Raw genomic sequence first — 18,509 nt, 5'->3', positions numbered from 1 at the left:
AATTCAAAAAAAACGTTGATTTTCTGAGATAACTTATCTTCTGAAGGTCAATTTTTCTTTTATAGGAAAAGATTTTTTAAAATTTACTTTTATAATCTTTTTTACCTTTAAACTCTAAATTTTAAGGTAATGATAAAATAACCTCTATATTTTTGGAAACCAAAATTTCCGAACGGACATTTTCACCTTATATTTTCTTGCAACTTTCTGAAGATTGATCCAAAAATTCAATATTTCTTTTTAAACCTGCAAATTTTGTCCGCTTTACCGGAGATTTTTTAAATATTTCTGAAAACAATTCTTGAGTAAGCTCTTTCCATTCTCCTTTTCTAAAATTCTTAAGCGCTTCATTCGGCTTAAATTTACTTTGGAAATTTGGTGAAGCAAACCGATTCCAAGGGCAAACGTCCTGACAAATATCGCAGCCAAACATCCAATCCTCCATTTTATCTTTAAAAGTATCGGGAATCTCGTTCTTTAATTCGATGGTTGCGTAAGAGATACATTTGCTGCCATCAATTATTTTATCCGAAACAATGGCGTCCGTCGGGCAGGCATCGATGCATTTTCTGCAAGTTCCGCAATGATCGGTGGTTTCGTGATCCGAAATTAATTCCAAATCACAAATAATTTCTGCTAAAAAGTAAAAAGAACCATTTTGTTTGGTAATCAGATTGGCATTTTTCCCAACCCAGCCGATTCCAGATTTCTTGGCCCAGCTTCTCTCCAAAACAGGCGCTGAATCTACAAAAACACGAAAACCGAAGTCGCCGATTTCCTGTTGCAATTCGGTCACCATTTCACGGAGGATTTCCTTAATTACTTCATGATAATCTTCCGCGTAAGCATATTTTGAGATTTTATAATTTTCAAGTGTTGAAATTTTTTCTTCAGGAAAATAATTGTAAGAAAGCGAAATCACAGATTTTGAGCCTTCAACCAACAATCGCGGATCGAGCCTTTTATCAAAATGATTTTCCATATATTTCATTTCACCATGAAAATTGTTTTTTAGCCATTTTTCCAAATGTGGTGCATCGTCTTCCAAAAAAGCTGCTTCTGAAATACCACAATTCTGAAAGCCAAAACTTTTAGCTTTAGATTTAATTAATTGAGAATATTTTTCGGCAGTTGAATTCATAATTTTACATTGCAAAACTAAGATTATTTTATAAATTTGTCGGGATTTGGATGTCTGAAAATTTTAGAATCCATTTTGCAGTTTTTAACTCTAAATATTAAAAATTATGTCATTAGCAGATGTATTAAAATCAGGAAATTATCAATTAATAGACGTTCGCGAGCCAATGGAACTTGAAATGGACGGAAATATAGAAGGCGCTCAAAATATACCGTTGGGTGAAGTAGAAGATAGAAAAGAGGAAATTTTATCTATCGAAAAGCCTGTCGTTTTATTTTGCAGAAGCGGAAACAGAAGCGGAAAAGCTTTAGAGTTCCTTAACGCTGAAGGATTGAAAGAAGGCTACAACGGTGGCGGATGGGCCGAATTAAAGGCACATTTGGAAGCAACTAAAGGAACTTTTTAAAGTTCCTTTTTTTATTTATATTTTAGTTATGGATCTGAAAGAAAATTTCTTGCAGCTGTGTTTTAATTTTAATAATGATCAAACTCTTATTGATGATTTATGGCGTGAAATCGAGCAAAAATATTCTGAAAAAGATAGATATTATCATAATCTGAACCATTTGGAAACAATGTTTTCTGATCTAGAACCAGTAAAAAATAAAATTTTAAATTTCTCAAATCTCTCTTTTTCTGTTTTTTATCATGATGTGATTTATGACGCTTCTTCAAAATCTAATGAAGAAAAAAGTGCCGAATTTGCTGCAACAAAACTTGAACAATTAGGCTTAAATAAAATTGATATTACACAAATTCAAGAACAGATTCTGGCAACAAAATTTCATCAGAAGTCTATAAATGAAGATATTAATTATTTATTAGATGTAGATCTGTCAATCCTTGGAAAAGACCGTCAAACGTATCTGGAATATACGGAAAAGATTAGGAAAGAATATTTGATTTATCCGGATTTGCTTTATAAGCCCGGAAGAAAAAAAGTTCTCCAACATTTTTTAGGGCTGGAAAATATTTTTAAAACAGAATATTTTATAGATAAATATGAAATACAGGCCAGAGAAAATATTGAATTTGAACTGAGGAACTTATAGCCAGACTTTATAATTAAAATTCTTGTCCTTTTAAAACTAAAACGAGCCTAAAAGGCTCAAAATTCAGCCTTTTAGGCTCGTTGATGAACCTTTTTGCTTCATTAGCCAGTCTTTTAGCCTCGCTATTGAGCCTTTTTGCCTCGACGACGAGGCTTTTTGGTTGGCTGCTGAGCCTTTTTGCATGGTTTATCAAGCCTTTTGCTTAATCAATGAACCTTTTTGCATCAATTTTCGAACTTCAGACTTGACTTAAGCAATTGCTTTAAAAATATAAGCGGAAATAAAGCCCGCTCTAATTAAATTTATCGTTGAATACAACAAATTAGAATTTAGGTATTTTTGTTTCTTCAAATTCTTTCAACAAATTATTGAAAACCGTTTCGGCAGGAAGAATATCATCAATTAGCGCTGAAACCTGACCGATTTCCAATTCACCTTCTTCCATATCACCTTCAAACATTCCGCGCTTGGCTCTTGCCCGTCCTAAAGATTCGATTAATGCATCTGTATTTCTTCCGGCATTATAAATTTCTTCCAGTTCATTGAAGAATTTATTTTTAACCAATCTTACGGGCGCCAATTCTTTTAACGTAAGATGAGTGTCGCCTTCGTTCAGTTCAGTAATCTTTTTCTTCCAGTTTTCGTGTGCGCTTGCTTCTTCGGTTGCTGCAAAACGGCTTCCGATCTGAACTCCGTCGGCTCCTAAAATCATAGCGGCTTTCATTTGCGAGCCCAAAGCAATTCCTCCCGCTGCGATCAATGGTTTAGAAATATGTTTTTTCACATTAGGAATAAGACAAAATGTTGTTGTTTCATCTCTCCCATTGTGGCCGCCGGCTTCAAAACCTTCCGCTACAACTGCATCTACACCTGCATCTTCACACTTTATGGCAAATTTTGTTGAAGAAACTACATGAGCGACTTTCAAGCCTTCTTTCTGTAAAGTTTCTGTATATGTTTTAGGGTTTCCTGCAGAAGTAAAAACGATCTTTACGCCTTCTTCCAGAATAATCCGGATGACTTCATCGAGGTTGGGATACAGCATCGGAACATTGACGCCAAAAGGCTTATCCGTTGCTTTTTTGCATTTCTGAATATTTTCTCTTAGAATATCGGGATACATACTTCCGGCACCAATTAAGCCCAAACCTCCGCAATTTGACACCGCGGAAGCTAATCTCCAGCCCGAATGCCAGATCATTCCAGCCTGAATTATCGGATATTTTATATTAAAAAGTTGTGTAATTCTATTCTGGCTTTCCTGCATTTCGTGAAATTTTTTAGCGGAGTTGAAATCTATAAAATTGCTCATGCGGTAAAATTAATAAAAACATAGATTCTACCCTATATCTGACATCTTTTTTCAATAAAAAAACCTTCAGAAATTCTGAAGGTTTAATACTTATTTTGTGATTGATTCTTTTTTCCAGTTTCCTTTGAAATTACATGAGTCGTATCGACCGTCTATTGAAATAAATGTGGTCGGGATTCTTGAATTAACAAATTTCTCAACCATTTCGGTTTCTCTTTTTCTGAGAGCCATCTGCTTTATCCTGTCATAATCGGTTTCGAGTGTAATCTGGTGAGCGGGGATTACATCTTCGATCTTTATAATCTTTACAACCTTATTCTTTCTGTCATCTTCATCTTCAAAAGCTCTTGTAATATCATTTTTGTTCAACCCTGCCAACTCATAGCTGATTGTACCCGGAACGCTTTCTCTTTCAATTTTGTTGGAACCATCAGCACCTGGAACAACTCCGGCATTGAACTTCGTTCTTTTATCATCAGAAAACTTAAAAGCTGCATCTTTAAACGTTATCTTTTCTTCTAAAATAAGGCCTCTGATACTGTCAAGCTTCTGTTTAGCTGTTTTTATTTCCTCTTCTGTAGGTGTTGCTTTCAGAAGAATATGTCTGGCATCGTACACTTTACCAGATTTCTTCACAAGCTGAATCAGGTGATATCCGAATTCAGATTCTACAGGCTCAGACATTTCACCTTCCTGAAGGTTTAATGCTGCAGCTTCAAATGGCTTTACCATTTGCCCTTTTGCAATTCTTTTATATAATCCTCCGTTGGCAGCAGAACCTTCATCTTCAGAATAAATTCTGGCCTGGCTTTCAAAAGTTTCGCCACCCGCAATATCCTGCTTGATTTTATTCAGTTTTGCGATCAATTCTGTCTTATGAGCTTCTGTAAGCTTTGGATGCATAACGATCTGTGATAAAGAAACTTCATCTTTTATTTCAGGTAGCTGAGATTTGTATAAGTTATAGAAATCTGTCACCTCATTTGGAGTAACATCAGCTTTTTCGGTAATTCTCTGATATTTTGCCTGGCCGTAATATGTGTCTGTATCTATCTTTTCGATAGCATTTTTCATTTCATAGCCCGTTCTGAACTTGTAAGTTGCCAACATGGTCTTCTCATCCGGAAAGCCTGCAAGGATCTGATTGTACTTTGCATTTGCCTGCTCTTTGATTGCCGCCGAGCGGTTTTCAATTAAGGTATCTTTTTTAGCTTCATACACCAAAAGCTTATTGTTGATCAGATTTTCTAAAAAATCACATTTATCGGTTGTGCTTACGCCTTGTTGCTTCGCATAATTCATCTGCTCTTCTACATCAGATTCGAGAACAATTTCATCACCTATCACAGCTGCAATGCCGTCTATCAACTGGCCTGGCTTAAGCTGGGCTTTGGCGCTTGTCGAAAACAACACAGCAAAAAAGCCAAAGAGAAAGGTGATTTTTAATTTATTTATCATTTTACTATTTTAAAGGAGTTGCAAATTTAGAATTCTTAATGAATTACACTCAATTTTTTATTATAAATATTTCTTAAAAAAGCTTCAATTTATTGCAGTTCGATATCAAAAGTCGTCAATTCTTTGAATTGTCTCAATCTTCTGAACATATCTGCTTCATTTACTTCTTCAATTCTTTCGGTTCCGAACTTTTCTACCGTGAAGGAAGCCATCGCCGAACCTACAATTAATGCAGATTTCATGGTTTCAAAGTCAAACTTCCCTTTTTTAGCAAGATACGCTGCAAAACCTCCTGCAAAAGTATCTCCGGCTCCGGTTGGGTCAAAAACCTCTTCCAAAGGAAGCGCAGGAATTGCAAAAACTTTATGATCATGAAAAAGAATTGCACCGTGCTCCCCTTTTTTAATAATCACAAATTCCGGTCCCATTGCGTGAATCTTCTTGGCAGCTTTCATTAAAGAATATTCTCCTGAAAGTTGTCTCGCTTCTTCATCATTAATGCTAATCACATCGGTTTTAGCAATCATTTCTTTTAAAGTATCCATCGCAGAATCCATCCAGAAATTCATTGTATCTAAAATGACCAGTTTTGGACGTTTATTCATCTTTTCCAAAACAGACAACTGAACGCCCGGATGAAGGTTTCCTAAAAGCAAAATCTCTGCATCCTGCATAGAATCAGGAATTTTAGGATCAAAATTTTCAAGAACGTTGACTTCAGTAGCTAAAGTATCTCTTGTATTTAAGTCGTTATGATATTTCCCGGACCAGAAAAATGTTTTGCCTTCTTTTACAATTTCTATTCCTTCAATGTTGATATCTCTTTTCGTGAACATATCCAAATGCTCCTGCCCAAAATCTCCTCCAACAACAGAAACTATCCCGGATTTCACCCCCATTACAGATGAAGTAATCCCAATATAAGTGGCTGCACCTCCCAAAATCTTGTCTGTTTTACCAAATGGTGTTTCTATCGCATCAAATGCAACGCTTCCTACAACTAAAAGTTTCATAAGTATTTTATCTATTTTTAATGGTCATATGTAATCTTAGCGATTTCATATAATGATGTATTTTTAAAGTTTATTTTTTCCATTCAAAAGTATCGAGCATATGCATCAGATCTTTTTTGATGTAATCTACTGCCGGAGCCAAAGAGTCTGGTTTTGGCCTGGAATTAAAATATAAATACGCAGTCACAAAATGTTTTGTACTGTCGGTAGCATAAAACTGAAGATTGGAAGCGCTTTGCCCTTTCAATTCATAAAAATTTCCGAAAACTTTTTTTTCAGGATATTCAAAAGATTTTGTATCTATTGAGCTCGCTTTTATCGTGTGCTCGTAAACCATTCTTTCGGCTTCTTTCACATGATCTGCAAAATCATTCCGGATCGGATAATAGGTAATAAATACTTTAGCCTTCATTTTCGGGTAATTCATATAATACCAGCAAGGCTTTTTGGCATCATACATTTTAGCAAAATCTGAATATTCAAAAGTGTACGCACAATCAGATTCAAATTTGTGATATTTCGGTGCCGGATAATCTAATCTCAACTCGCCATAAGGTTTTGGCAGAGTTTCTTTTTCACATGAAATCAAAAGCAGAGAAACGAAAATAAAAATGACTTTTTTAATCATTTGGCAAAAATACAAATTCCATTCAGATTTTAGAATACAAATTTCAGTCTTTCAATGAGTTTTGAATGTAAATTTCCAATGGCTTGGGAAATGATTTGTTATGAGACGCTTCAAAGCTGGTTGTAAAGTAATTATTTTGGCTGATAAATTCTTTCCAAATGATTTCAGAATCCAATTCTACATCAGCAATTTCTATTGTTAAATTCTTGTGAGTCAGTTTGTGGCTGATAATTTTTGTTGCTTTGATGTGTTCTTCAAAATGTTCCGGAATTGTATCAGGAAATTCAAATAGTTTTTTCCAAATAAAATCATCTTTTCTCTGCTGAATGGCAAATAACTCTTTGTGACGTACAAAATAATATTTCAAATAAAGATTTTCGGCTTTTACTTTCTTGGTTTTTACGGGAAATTCAGAAACTTTATTTAATGAAAACGCTAAACAATTTTCATTTAAAGGACATTCCAAGCAAAGAGGATTTTTTGGTTTGCAGATTTCTGAGCCCAAATCCATCATCGCCTGATTAAAATCTCCAACATTTTCCGGCAAAACCAAATGCGCCAACTCAGAAAAATAATTAAAAGACCTTGAAGAGGAAATATCAAAATCATCTGCAAAAATCCGGCTTAAAACTCTGTAAAAATTTCCGTCAACTGCAGGCATTTTACCTCCGAAGCAAATACTGGATACCGCTGCTGCCGTGTATTTTCCGACTCCTTTTAATTGTAAAATATCTTCGTATTCTAAAGGAAATTTACCGTTGTGATCTGTAATAATCTGTTGCGCCGCTTTGTGAATATTTATCGCTCTCGAATAATATCCAAGTCCCTTCCAATACAGCAAAACCTCATCTTCTTCGGCTTGTGCCAAAGTTTGTACATCCGGAAATCTTTTGATAAAATTATTGTAATGATTTAATCCTTGTGCAATTCTTGTCTGCTGAAAAACAATTTCGCAAATCCAGATTTTGTAAGGATCTTTTGTATTTCTGAAAGGTAAATCTCTTGCATTTTTTTCATACCATTTCAAAAGTTTAACACCAATGTGAAGAAAATCTGATTTTCTATTATTCTTTTCCAAAAAGCCGTCTCATTTTTACAAAGATAATTATTATTTATCTTTTTCGACCTTATAAACCGGAGCCGCCTTTAGCCATTGATATTTTATTTTTCTTTCTTCAGCGATAAATTTATACCCTTTCAGCGTTTCAAGATAAATATAAACAGGCTCCTGATCCTTTTTATTAAGCTTTAAGCGTTGCTCAGAAATAAAACTAAACGGATAAGTGACCACGGAATCTCTTGTTGTTTTTAAAATTTTCGCTGAATCTAATTTATAGATAAAGAAATCTTTTCCACGCCCTTTTGAACTGTCCGAAACTCTGATTTGCGAACTCGATAAAACCATTGCGCTCGCTTCAAAAGCCTCATCTTTGTTCATGACATAAGCTTGATTTGTGCCACGCTCGTGTTCAAAAAGATCCTTATTATAATAATCAGGACGTTCGTATTTTTTTTCACAACTCAGAAAAGTTATTAAAATAAAAGACAATAAAATGCTATTTTTCATCAAACAAACTTTTAAAATTGATTTGGCAGAAAAAAACCGATGTTTTTACGGCATCGGTTTCTTTTTATTAATGGTACAAAATTAGTCTTGGATATATTCAGCATCCCATTCGTTACCGTCGTCTCCTTTGTGACCGTCAAGTTTGATAACAAAACTTTTTGTCGGGAAATAAGGTGTCAAACGAATATCCAGCCAAACTCTGTCTTTATTTACTTTATCCTGCTCAAAACGAACAATTTTGAACTTTTCAATCAATTTATCCGCACCTTTAATGCCGTCTAAGAAAGTAACGATCTGCTTTCTTAAATCGTCTTCGTTTTTGGCATTCCAGTTTTCAAAAGCTCTTCTGTTTAGGAAATCCAATAAAACTTTAGTTACATAATCGAATACACGCACAACAGAATACGTCTGAAGGCCAATATTGTCTCCTGTAAATAATGTTTTTGCGGAGAATGCCATAATTTTACCATATTCATTCACCATCGGCACCAATCCCATTTTTTCAAGTTGAGAAATTTCGCTTTTCTTCAATTCGAATTTTACGGCGTCAACCTCGTTGATATTACCGTGCTTTTTACCGGCAGCGACTTGAGACATTAATGTTTTATGAATTTTTCCTGCCAAAGAAGTTGATGGCGGAAGCTCTACATTTTCCTCTTCACCTACTTCTTCTGCTTTTCCGCGACCAATAAGCCAGTTGCATGTCATAATTACATTACTTCTGTGCAGCTCACCGCCTGTAAGATTCGCTGAATGGAACAAATCTACAACGTCATCCGGCTTATCCAGATTGGCAAAATCAGTAACCATCATTACTTTGTTTTCGTTACAGATTTTAGCCCACTTTTCAATAACTTTATTTGATCCCAAATATCCCGGAATCGCCAAAATAGAATAATTATCACGAAGATCTAACCGGTCATAATATTGTTTAAATTCTTCAGCAATAGCCTCAATAAACAAAGGATTGTCAAGATCTGACATCTGCTCCAAAGTTGCATTGACAATACTTACGTTATCAACTTTATCTAATTCGGTATTTTTATAAAACTGTGCAACAGTTCTGTAAGAAGTTTCTAACTGACGAGCTGCATCAAGAGTATTTTTTAAATTTGTCTTTAAATTTTGATCAGCTGCCTGTGCTTTTGTTTTACAGGTGTCTGCCATTTTTTCAGCAGATTCGTTGGTGCTTAAAAGCTCGACCCAAAGATTGATTTTCTGAAGAAGTTCTTTTCTTTCTTCTTTTTTATTTGCATCGTTCAGGAAAATTTCTTTTCTGGCTTTTCTGGTAGGATTCATGTTTGCGATTCCGTCTACGACAGATTCTATAAAACCAAAACCTCCGATTTTATTCAGCTCTTCAATAGGATTCCCTTTTGGTTTTCCTGTTTGCTGCTGTTGATTATGCTGTTGGCTTTCTGCTGCCTGTAACTTACTATCCATAATTTTGTGAGGTGTTTAATTATTTTTCAAGTTCTTGTGCCACATTCTTTAAGGCTTCAATGAATGCAGCTCTGCTCTGCTCATTTTCAAGCATATTTCGAAGGATTTTATTCGTTTTTAGCTGGCGGACGATCTTATTGTATTGCTCCTGCTCCATGCTTAGCTTTTGGAGATAATCTGATTTCTGAACAAGATTTTTGGGAGTGAAGTCTGCAAGATTCTGAAAACGGAATTCTTCTTCCACAACGCTGCCGTCTTCCGTCTCGTGCTGTACAGCAACTGAAGGTTGAAAGTGTCTGAATACGTCGTCTACAGTTTTTAGTCCTGTTACAATTTCGGGAACATACGATTCATCAGTAGTAAGCTGGCTTACGATGAGGGATTTGTTTTCCTGAATTTCCTGAATAGCTTCATTAGCGTCGACCTTGACTTCGTTTCCGCCAACACCATAATTAAACATTGCCATATTATTGTTATTTTGAGATTTTTGATTCTGGTTTGAATTGTCAAAATATTGCCCAATCCAATGTTTAAATTTATAAAAAAACTGTAACATACAAAATTTTGTGAAGATTTTTATTAAAATAAATCAATTATTGATGATAATTGAATAATTATTAATGCTTTTTGGTGTCACTAAGCTATGAAAAATAAATAAAAAGCACACCCGAAGATGTGCTTTGTTTATTAAGATTTTACCATATTTTGATTCTCTCTTCCGGAGCTTTGTACAGCTTATCTCCAGGCTTTATATCAAAGGCTTCCATGAAGCCATCCTGATTCACCAAAGGTCCAAATGCTCTGAAATATCCTGGCGAATGCGGGTCTGTTTTCACCTGATTCATCATATATTGGTCCGTAGATTTGGTTCTCCAGACTGTTGCCCAGCTCATAAAGAATCTTTGATCCTGTGTAAATCCGCTAATTAACCCAGGATTTCCCTTGTCTTTTAAGTACATCTGAAGCGCGTCATAAGCAACTGCTACTCCACCCAAGTCTCCGATATTTTCTCCACTTGTAAATTTACCATTGATAAAGCTTCCTTTTACAGGCTCGTAAGCATTGTATTGAGCGGCCAATTGAGTAACTTTTTCATCAAAATTCTTACGATCCTGCTCCGTCCACCAGTTATTCAGGTTTCCGTCTCCGTCAAATCGCGAACCGCTGTCATCGAAACCGTGAGAAATCTCATGACCGATCACCGCTCCGATTCCTCCAAAATTCACTGCTGCATCCGCTTTAGGATTGTAAAAAGGTGGCTGAAGGATTGCTGCCGGAAAAACAATTTCGTTATTTGAACCGCTGTAATATGCATTTACTGTTTGAGGAGACATTCCCCATTCTTGTTTATCAACAGGTTTTCCTATTTTTTCTAAACTTTTCTGGTATTGCCAAGCCGAAACATTCTGAAGATTCGAATATAACGTCGCGCCTTGAGAAGGTGATTCTACTTTTAATTTGGAATAATCTTTCCATTGATCCGGATAAGCGATTTTTACGGTGAATTTTGATAACTTTTCCTGCGCCTTTACTTTGGTTTCCGGCGACATCCAATCTATGTCGTTGATGTGTTTTTTGAAAGATTTCAGCAAGTAATCGATGTATATTTCCATTTGCTGCTTTGATTCCGGAGTGAAATACTTATCAACATATAACTTTCCGAAAGCTTCTCCCAAAACGCCATTTACAAGAGACAAACCTCTTTTGTTCATCGCTCTTTGCTCTTTCTGGCCCTGAAGATATTTAGAATAAAAATCAAAACGGATATGTTCCAGATTTTCATCCAGATTGCTTGCATTACCATTGATGACATGATATTTCAGGTAATCTTTTAAAAGCGGAAGGTTTTTCTGATTGATAAACTGATCCATATTCTGATAATATTTCAGTTCACCAACGATCACTTTATCGGTGTTTACGCCTGCATCCGTAAGATATTTTGCAAGATTTACGTTTTTAACTAAACCTGGTAATTCAGAAACATTTTTCGGATTATATCTTAAATTAGCATCTCTATTCTGTTCTAAAGTCAGTAAATAATTAGCCAATTGTTTTTCAAAATCAACCACATTTTTTGCAGCTGCATCAGAATTTTTATATCCTAAAACCGTAAATAATTTACTTACATAATTTTGATATTCAGCTAAAGTTTTAGCATTTGCTTCATTAACTTTCTGGTAATAATCTCTTCCCAAACCAAGATCCGGGCCACCAAGATAAACCGCATTCATCTTAGAATTTTTCAAATCTGCACCTACTCGCCAGCCGTAGAAAGAGTTGTCGCCCAACTTTGTCGCGTCCAAAAGATATTTCTGCAAATCATTGATGTTTTTAATAGCATCAATTTTTGCTAAATCTCCTTTAATAGGTTTCAAACCGTCTGCGTTTCTTTTATCCGTGTCCATAAAAGATGCGTAAAGATTTTGAATTTTCTGTCCTTCAGATCCTTCGTCATAATTTTCGGATAAGATTTTATTTAAAATATCCAAAGACGCATCATCCACGTTTTCTCTCAACGCATTAAAAGATCCCCAACTTGCTTTATCAGAAGGTATTTGAGTGGTTTTCACCCAGTTTCCGTTTACGTAATTAAAGAAATCATCTTGCGGGCGAACACTTGTATCCATGTAAGATAAATTGATGCCTTCTTCTTTTATTTCCTGTTTCATCGGCTCATCTGCAACCGCCGTAGTTTCAGTTTTTGTGGCTTCAACATTTTTTGTTGTTCCACACGAGTTTAAAAATACAATGCCGGAAAAGGCTAGCATTGCAATATTTATCTTTTTCATTAAAATTAATTTTGATTGTATACAACTTATCAAATATATGAATTTGTTCATAAAAGATTAGCGATAATTGATAAATGAAAAAAAAATATGATTTAAAACTTTAAACTTTAAACTAATTTAAAATCGTTGATCGTTGATCAATTATTAATAAAAAAACCGCTCATTTCTGAACGGTTTTACACATTTTTTTATATTTGAATTACCAGATTTTGATTCTGTTTTCCGGTTTTACATATAATTTATCGCCCGGCTTCACATCAAATGCTTTGTAGAAAGCATCAACGTTGATCAGCGGTCCGAAACTTCTGAAATATCCAGGAGAATGCGGATCTGTTTTTACTTGGTTTACCATATATTTTTCACTTGATAAAGTTCTCCAAACGGTTGCCCAGCTTAGAAAAAATCTTTGATCTTGTGTAAATCCGCTGATTAATCCAGGATTTCCTTTATCTTTTAAATACATTTGTAATGCGTCGTAAGCGATATTTACACCACCTAAATCTGCAATATTTTCACCGTTTGTGAAAGTTCCGTTCACGAAAGTTCCTTTTACAGGCTCGTATTTATCATATTGAGCAGCCAAAGCTTTTGTCGCCTTTTCGAAGTTTGCTTTATCTTCCGGCGTCCACCAGTCAACAAGGTTTCCTTCAGCATCAAACTGTGCTCCAGAATCATCAAATCCGTGACTCATTTCGTGACCGATAACAGCACCGATTCCTCCAAAATTTACAGCTGCATCAGCGTGCGGATTGAAGAACGGCGGCTGAAGAATCGCAGCCGGGAAAACGATTTCGTTGTATACCGGATTGTAATATGCATTCACCGTTTGAGGCGTCATTCCCCATTCTGTTTTGTCGACAGGCTTACCGATTTTTGCCAAATCTTTGTTGTATTGCCATTCAGAAAGGTTTTGAAGGTTCGAATATAGATTTCCACCTTTTGCCTCAGAAACGATATTTAATTTAGAATAATCCTTCCATTTGTCCGGATAAGCAACTTTTACTGTAAATTTATTCAGTTTGGTCATTGCCTTTTCCTTTGTGGTAGAAGACATCCAAGCTAAATTATTGATATGAACTGCAAAACTTTTCTTTAAATAATCGATCAATTCTACCATTTGAGCTTTTGCTTCAGCAGGGAAATATTTTTCAACATATAATTTTCCGAAAGCCTCACCCAAAGAACCGTTGATAAGTTCATATCCTCTTTTGTTTAACGCTCTCTGCTCTTGCTGGCCTCTTAAATATTTACCATAAAAAGCAAATCTTTTTTCACCTAAACTTTCGCTCAAATAAGAAGCGCCTCCATTAATCAGATGAAATTTAAGATAATCTTTAATGACATTAAGGTTCTGAGCATTTACTAATTTATCAAAGTTTTTATAGTAACCCAATTCTCCAATAATCACTCTGTCGGTATCCACGCCCACTTTTTTCAAGTAAGAAGTAAGATCTACATTTTTTACCAAAGCTGAAAGTTCAGACATTGTTTTTGGATTGTACTGAAGCGTATTATCACGACTTTGCTCGTTTGTAAGATAATTCTTGGCGATGCTTTTTTCGTAGTTTACGACTCCTTTTGCGGCTTCCTCTGCATTTTTATATCCCAGCTCTTTCAACATTGAAGCTACATATTTTTCATATTCGGCAAGAGCTTCCGTGTTTTTAGCATCTACTTTCTGGTAATAATCTCTTCCTAAACCTAAAGAAGCCTCACCAAGATACACGGCATTCATATTTGAGTTTTTCAGGTCAGAGTAAACTCCCCAGCTGTAGAATGTATTGTCACCGTCTTTTGTTACAGAAGCAAGATAATTCTGAAGATCATTCAAATTTTTGATTGCATCAATTTTACTGATGTTTTCCTTGATAGGCTTGATTCCGTCTGCATTTCTCTTCTCCATATTCATGTATGTCGCATACAGATCCTGGATTTTTTTGCCTTCACTTCCTTCCGCAAATTTGTCTTTCAGAAGAGAATTCAAAATCGTCATTGAATTGTTGTCTGTATCATCTGCCAATTTGTTGAAGCTGCCCCAAGTTGGTTTATCAGAAGGAATTTTGGCAGTTTTCATCCAAGTTCCGCTTACATAATTATAAAAGTCATCCTGCGGACGCACAGATTTATCCATCAAACTGATGTCTAAACCTTTGTCTACAGCAGTTGCTGATTTCGTTGATTTAGCCTGAGCATTCACCGTATTCAGTGAACAAACTCCTGCCAATAAAAATAAAGAAAGGGTTAATTTTTTCATATCTTAACAATTTATACAATATGTATATATTTTTTTTAATTCGTTACTGAATAGTTTAAATTAAATTAACATTCAATAAAAACCTGTATTTCAGACAAGTAAACTGTATTTTTTTATTTATTTATAAGAATTCCTATTAAATCCTGAATGATTTTTTGTGAAACAAAATAAGAAAAATCAGGTCTGTCCAAATGCGGAAGATACAATTTGCCATTGGTCACGTTATCTTTTACCCGAATCGTGTAAAAAACCGTTCCGACTTCTTTTCCGTCTTCGCCTTTTCCCGGACCGGCTACTCCTGTTGTGGAAAGTGAAATATCACTTCCGAACAATTTTTGACAGCCCAAAGCCATTTCCTCAGCAACTTGTGAGCTTACAACCGTAAGCTCATCAATGGTTTTTTGAGAAACATTCAATATCTGAATTTTCTTTTCTGTTGCGTAAGGAATGACGCCGCCGACAAAATATTTTGAACTTCCCGGATTGGAAATGATCATCTTTGCCAGTTCGCCGCCTGTACAGCTTTCTGCGGTAGAAACGGTTAATTTTTTATCCTGTAAAATCTCACCGAGAATCTTTTCTATTTTATCTTCGGAAGTGGCGATGATATTTTCTCCGATTAAAGGAAATAGTTTTTGAATTTCATTTTCGAGCTGTATCTGCAGAAAGCTGTCATCAATACCGGTCGCCGTAAGTCTCAATTTCACTCGAGTTCCGACCGGAAGATAAGATAACGCTAAGTTTTCGGGTAAAGCGAGTTCCCAACTTTCTATTGTATCCGCCAAGATGCTTTCGGGAATCCCGACAACAGAAACTACTCTTGTAGAAATATAATTGAGATTGAATTTATCTTTCAGATAAGGAATAATCTGATCTTTTATTAAAGGTTTTACCTCGTAAGGAACACCGGGAAGGCTGAAAGACAACTTACCATTTTGACCCATCATCATACAAGGCGCGGTCCCGAAATGGTTTTGAAAAACGGTGGATTTTGTTGGTACAAAAGCCTGTTCGCGATTTCTTTCTAGAATTTCGGAACGTCCTCTTTTTTCCATATAATTTTTAAGATGTTCAAAAGTTACTTCGTCCAAAGCAATTTCATCATCAAAAAATTCAGCAAGGGCTTTTTTGGTTTTATCGTCTCGAGTCGGCCCCAAACCGCCGGTTGTGATCACAATATCCCCTATTTCAAAAGCAGATTTCAGAGTTAATTTTATCGTTTCGATTTCATCAGAAATGGTAAAAATCTGAACGACTTTAATTCCGATATTTTTGAGTTCGCCGGCAATAAAATTTGAATTGGTATCAACGGTATTTCCCGAAAGTATTTCGTCACCTATTGTAATAAGAACTGCATTCTGCATATTTTTAATCTTGTAAAAACTTTACAAATGACGTGAAAATCCTGCGTGAAAGCAATAAAAAATGATTTTTTCTGTCTTTGGCATAAAATGTTTTAAACTATAATCGATGCAATTATTAATTGTGATTTACCCAAATCAATTCCTCTGTCTTATAACCCAACTTTTTTGCTTTTTCAAGGAACCTTTCTCTTATGCTGTTTGGAATTTCTTTCGTCCTTGACAAGATCCAAATATATTTTGTGCTGTTTCCAACCACCAAAGCGTATTGATAATTTTCATCAATGTCGATCACATTATAACCGGACCAAATTGGTTTGAAAAAAGAAACTTTCAGACGTGCTTCCGATTTATCATTTACAAATCTTGCTTCACCTACAGACTCTTTCCATTCTTTTTTAACGTAGTTGTAGCCGCGGTTTTTCACCTTAATCGTTCCATCCGGATTCAGTGAATACTCGGCGGTCACATTATCCATATCCTTTTCAAATCTGTAATCAAAACGGGCAATTTCGTACCATTTGCCAAGATATTTTTCTGAATTAAAATTTTTAACCGCTGTTGCACCTTTAGGAATCCCGACCGAACAGGAATTAAAAATCATAAGTCCCAATATGCCTAAAGAAACCGGAATGGCGATTTTCTGAAAAGTTTTCATATATAATATTTTATTGTTGTAAAAATGATGATATGGAATCGTACAGATTTCATAACCTATATGTGTATCATCAAAGTCCAAAAATAATGCCTTTGTAAAACGGGTTAGCTTTAAAAACAAATTAAAATTTATCTTCCAAAACTAAAATATTCTGAAAGAGGATGTTTTTTATTTTTCATAAAAGCCGAAACCATTTCCATTCCGATGACAGAAAAAGTAATTCCGTTTCCGCCAAAGCCCAATACAAAGTAAGAATTTTTGAATTTTTCGTGTTCGCCAATGTACGGAAGGCCGTCTTTTGTTTCCCCGAAAGTTCCTGCCCAAACGAAATCCGTATAAAAATGAAAGTCCGGTTTTATACGCTTAAGGATTTTCAGGATTTCTTTTTCTTTTTTGCCGAGCAAAGAATCCCGTTTTTCCGGATCTGTAAAATCTTCGTCGCCACCACCGAGCAAAAGACGCTTATCATCCGTCGATCTCAAATAAATGTAAGGAATATCGGTATTCCAGAAAAGCGTATATTCTATATTTTTAAAATTATCTTTATCTACCTCAGAAACAAGCGCATATGTGCTTTTAAGATTTACAAAATTTTCTTTAATGAGATTTTTGCTTTCATAGCCAATGCAATAAATTATTTTTTTAGCTTTAATATTAAATCCGTCTGTCGTTAAAGCTAAATTGTGTCCTCTAAGATATTTCACGGATCTCATTTCTGTTTTATCAAATACTTTTAAGCCTTTTTTTACATTAAATTTTAATAATTCGTGGGCAAATCTGAAAGCATCAATACTTGCGCCTTGTTTAGATAAAATTCCGCCATAGGTATTCTCAAATTCAAACTGTTCCTGCATCTCTTTTTCATCAAGCCACCTTACTTCAAAACCATATTTTTTGCGTAAATCGTATTCTTTTTCAAGCCAGGCAAGATCTTTCTTTTTGGTTGTGAAATACAAAGATTGCTTTCTTTTAAATCCCGCTCTTGATTTAATTTCTTTCGTGAGCTTTTCAATATCATTTATAGATCTGAAGCAGGCTTTATAGCTTTCAACAGCGCCTTTTTCACCAATTTTTTCAATCAATTTATATAATGGAACATCTATTTCGTATTGCAGCATTGAGGTCGTTGCCGAGGTGCTTCCGTTACAGATTTCTCTTTTGTCGATCAAAATCGTTTTGTAGCCGTCTTTTATCATCTGATGAGCAATCAAACCGCCTGTTATTCCGCCGCCTATTATGAGAACATCACATTCTTGGTCTGATTTCAGTGATGGATAAGTGTTGATAATTCCATTTTTCAGAAGCCAGAAAGGTTCGTTAGATTTTAGATCCATGAATATTGTTTTATTCAGAAATATCAATAATTGCGCCCTTCATTCTGAAAATAATGCTTTGTGGTTTAATTATTGATAAATTAATTTGTAAAAACCATTTAAAAATATAAATATGATATCAATTATTAATGATGCTCCGGAAAACGTAGCCGCATTCAATGCTACCGGAGAAGTAACAAGGGCCGATTTTGAAAGCCTTGTTATTCCTCATGTGAAAAGCAAAGTAGATCAATATAATGAACTAAATTATCTGCTGTATATTGATACAGATCTTGATAATTTTACGATGGGCGCGTGGCTTCAGGATGCTTTGCTGGGCATAAAAAACATCACAAAGTGGAACCGCGCAGCAATCGTTACAGATAAAGAAGGAGTTCAGAATTTTACTGATATTTTCAGTGTTATAATGCCTGGAGAATTCAAATCTTTCCCCAAAGAAAACCTTTATAATGCATTATATTGGTGTCATAACGGAAATTAAGTTGAAGCCTAAAATAAA

The 18,509-nt window shown here is 35.1% G+C and carries 18 protein-coding genes; 3 read left to right on the top strand and 15 right to left on the bottom strand.

Features of this window, described 5'->3' with window-relative positions; translation table 11 throughout:
* Window positions 1-187: 187 nt before the first annotated feature.
* Window positions 188-1,141: a tRNA epoxyqueuosine(34) reductase QueG gene (gene queG / locus AC6CHK_RS04370; protein WP_498093917.1), complete on the bottom strand. Its 954-nt coding sequence runs from the start codon at window positions 1,139-1,141 to the stop codon at window positions 188-190.
* 106 nt (window positions 1,142-1,247) lie between these two features.
* Here queG and AC6CHK_RS04365 point away from each other — a divergent pair, with 106 nt between their 5' ends.
* Window positions 1,248-1,547: a rhodanese-like domain-containing protein gene (locus AC6CHK_RS04365; protein ID WP_498093915.1), complete on the top strand. Its 300-nt coding sequence runs from the start codon at window positions 1,248-1,250 to the stop codon at window positions 1,545-1,547.
* Between the two features lie 28 nt (window positions 1,548-1,575).
* A complete protein-coding gene (locus tag AC6CHK_RS04360) occupies window positions 1,576-2,193 on the top strand; it encodes an HD domain-containing protein (protein ID WP_498093913.1) in 618 nt (205 codons plus the stop codon).
* Window positions 2,194-2,206: 13 nt separating this feature from the next.
* On the opposite strand, the gene AC6CHK_RS04355 is transcribed toward AC6CHK_RS04360, so the two are convergent.
* The 14 genes from AC6CHK_RS04355 to AC6CHK_RS04290 all read right to left on the bottom strand — a co-directional run bounded on the left by AC6CHK_RS04355 (window position 2,207) and on the right by AC6CHK_RS04290 (window position 18,010).
* The gene (locus AC6CHK_RS04355; protein ID WP_498093911.1) at window positions 2,207-2,386 is read right to left on the bottom strand and encodes a hypothetical protein; all 180 of its coding nucleotides are present in this window, start codon (window positions 2,384-2,386) and stop codon (window positions 2,207-2,209) included.
* A gap of 129 nt (window positions 2,387-2,515) precedes the next feature.
* Entirely contained in the window at window positions 2,516-3,505 is a 990-nt protein-coding gene (locus tag AC6CHK_RS04350) for an NAD(P)H-dependent flavin oxidoreductase (protein ID WP_498093910.1), read from the bottom strand.
* A gap of 90 nt (window positions 3,506-3,595) precedes the next feature.
* Window positions 3,596-4,963 carry a peptidylprolyl isomerase gene (locus tag AC6CHK_RS04345; protein ID WP_498093908.1) on the bottom strand — a complete coding sequence of 456 codons (1,368 nt, stop codon included), beginning with the start codon at window positions 4,961-4,963 and terminating at the stop codon, window positions 3,596-3,598.
* A gap of 89 nt (window positions 4,964-5,052) precedes the next feature.
* Entirely contained in the window at window positions 5,053-5,976 is a 924-nt protein-coding gene (locus tag AC6CHK_RS04340) for a PfkB family carbohydrate kinase (RefSeq protein ID WP_498093906.1), read from the bottom strand.
* 70 nt (window positions 5,977-6,046) lie between these two features.
* Window positions 6,047-6,604, bottom strand: a complete 558-nt coding sequence (gene gldD, locus AC6CHK_RS04335) for a gliding motility lipoprotein GldD (protein ID WP_498093904.1) — start codon at window positions 6,602-6,604, stop codon at window positions 6,047-6,049.
* Between the two features lie 43 nt (window positions 6,605-6,647).
* Window positions 6,648-7,682 (bottom strand): A/G-specific adenine glycosylase, encoded by a 1,035-nt coding sequence (gene mutY / locus AC6CHK_RS04330; RefSeq protein WP_498093902.1) that lies wholly within the window; start codon window positions 7,680-7,682, stop codon window positions 6,648-6,650.
* Window positions 7,683-7,712: 30 nt separating this feature from the next.
* On the bottom strand, window positions 7,713-8,171 hold the full coding sequence (locus AC6CHK_RS04325; protein WP_498093900.1) for a hypothetical protein: 459 nt from the start codon (window positions 8,169-8,171) through the stop codon (window positions 7,713-7,715).
* Window positions 8,172-8,252: 81 nt separating this feature from the next.
* Window positions 8,253-9,614, bottom strand: coding sequence for a DUF5458 family protein (locus tag AC6CHK_RS04320; protein WP_498093898.1), 1,362 nt, complete (start codon window positions 9,612-9,614; stop codon window positions 8,253-8,255).
* Between the two features lie 19 nt (window positions 9,615-9,633).
* The gene (locus AC6CHK_RS04315; RefSeq protein WP_498093896.1) at window positions 9,634-10,170 is read right to left on the bottom strand and encodes a type VI secretion system contractile sheath small subunit; all 537 of its coding nucleotides are present in this window, start codon (window positions 10,168-10,170) and stop codon (window positions 9,634-9,636) included.
* 139 nt (window positions 10,171-10,309) lie between these two features.
* A complete protein-coding gene (locus AC6CHK_RS04310) occupies window positions 10,310-12,403 on the bottom strand; it encodes a M13 family metallopeptidase (RefSeq protein WP_498093894.1) in 2,094 nt (697 codons plus the stop codon).
* A 199-nt stretch (window positions 12,404-12,602) separates the two neighbouring features.
* Window positions 12,603-14,657, bottom strand: coding sequence for a M13 family metallopeptidase (locus AC6CHK_RS04305; RefSeq protein WP_498093892.1), 2,055 nt, complete (start codon window positions 14,655-14,657; stop codon window positions 12,603-12,605).
* A 113-nt stretch (window positions 14,658-14,770) separates the two neighbouring features.
* Window positions 14,771-16,021 carry a CinA family nicotinamide mononucleotide deamidase-related protein gene (locus AC6CHK_RS04300; protein WP_498093890.1) on the bottom strand — a complete coding sequence of 417 codons (1,251 nt, stop codon included), beginning with the start codon at window positions 16,019-16,021 and terminating at the stop codon, window positions 14,771-14,773.
* 115 nt (window positions 16,022-16,136) lie between these two features.
* A complete protein-coding gene (locus AC6CHK_RS04295; RefSeq protein WP_498093888.1) occupies window positions 16,137-16,676 on the bottom strand; it encodes a lipocalin family protein in 540 nt (179 codons plus the stop codon).
* Window positions 16,677-16,804: 128 nt separating this feature from the next.
* Window positions 16,805-18,010, bottom strand: coding sequence for an NAD(P)/FAD-dependent oxidoreductase (locus AC6CHK_RS04290; protein ID WP_498093886.1), 1,206 nt, complete (start codon window positions 18,008-18,010; stop codon window positions 16,805-16,807).
* A 112-nt stretch (window positions 18,011-18,122) separates the two neighbouring features.
* Here AC6CHK_RS04290 and AC6CHK_RS04285 point away from each other — a divergent pair, with 112 nt between their 5' ends.
* Window positions 18,123-18,491, top strand: a complete 369-nt coding sequence (locus AC6CHK_RS04285; protein WP_498093884.1) for a SpoIIAA family protein — start codon at window positions 18,123-18,125, stop codon at window positions 18,489-18,491.
* Window positions 18,492-18,509: the final 18 nt, after the last annotated feature.

This window comes from Chryseobacterium sp. GQ58 (assembly GCF_059758895.1).
The sequence above is the reverse complement of the archived record's forward strand: the minus strand, read 5'-3'. Positions and strand labels throughout refer to the sequence as shown.

Bases quoted from the DNA above. Each gene is read 5' to 3' on its own strand.
- AC6CHK_RS04350 (WP_498093910.1), bottom strand. From the start codon at position 3,505: ATGAGCAATTTTATAGATTTCAACTCCGCTAAAAAATTTCACGAAATG.
- AC6CHK_RS04290 (WP_498093886.1), bottom strand. From the start codon at position 18,010: ATGGATCTAAAATCTAACGAACCTTTCTGGCTTCTGAAAAATGGAATT.
- AC6CHK_RS04285 (WP_498093884.1), top strand. From the start codon at position 18,123: ATGATATCAATTATTAATGATGCTCCGGAAAACGTAGCCGCATTCAAT.
- AC6CHK_RS04300 (WP_498093890.1), bottom strand. From the start codon at position 16,021: ATGCAGAATGCAGTTCTTATTACAATAGGTGACGAAATACTTTCGGGA.
- AC6CHK_RS04360 (WP_498093913.1), top strand. From the start codon at position 1,576: ATGGATCTGAAAGAAAATTTCTTGCAGCTGTGTTTTAATTTTAATAAT.
- AC6CHK_RS04305 (WP_498093892.1), bottom strand. From the start codon at position 14,657: ATGAAAAAATTAACCCTTTCTTTATTTTTATTGGCAGGAGTTTGTTCA.
- queG (WP_498093917.1), bottom strand. From the start codon at position 1,141: ATGAATTCAACTGCCGAAAAATATTCTCAATTAATTAAATCTAAAGCT.
- AC6CHK_RS04295 (WP_498093888.1), bottom strand. From the start codon at position 16,676: ATGAAAACTTTTCAGAAAATCGCCATTCCGGTTTCTTTAGGCATATTG.
- AC6CHK_RS04310 (WP_498093894.1), bottom strand. From the start codon at position 12,403: ATGAAAAAGATAAATATTGCAATGCTAGCCTTTTCCGGCATTGTATTT.
- AC6CHK_RS04340 (WP_498093906.1), bottom strand. From the start codon at position 5,976: ATGAAACTTTTAGTTGTAGGAAGCGTTGCATTTGATGCGATAGAAACA.
- AC6CHK_RS04315 (WP_498093896.1), bottom strand. From the start codon at position 10,170: ATGTTACAGTTTTTTTATAAATTTAAACATTGGATTGGGCAATATTTT.
- AC6CHK_RS04320 (WP_498093898.1), bottom strand. From the start codon at position 9,614: ATGGATAGTAAGTTACAGGCAGCAGAAAGCCAACAGCATAATCAACAG.
- AC6CHK_RS04365 (WP_498093915.1), top strand. From the start codon at position 1,248: ATGTCATTAGCAGATGTATTAAAATCAGGAAATTATCAATTAATAGAC.
- AC6CHK_RS04325 (WP_498093900.1), bottom strand. From the start codon at position 8,171: ATGAAAAATAGCATTTTATTGTCTTTTATTTTAATAACTTTTCTGAGT.
- gldD (WP_498093904.1), bottom strand. From the start codon at position 6,604: ATGATTAAAAAAGTCATTTTTATTTTCGTTTCTCTGCTTTTGATTTCA.
- AC6CHK_RS04345 (WP_498093908.1), bottom strand. From the start codon at position 4,963: ATGATAAATAAATTAAAAATCACCTTTCTCTTTGGCTTTTTTGCTGTG.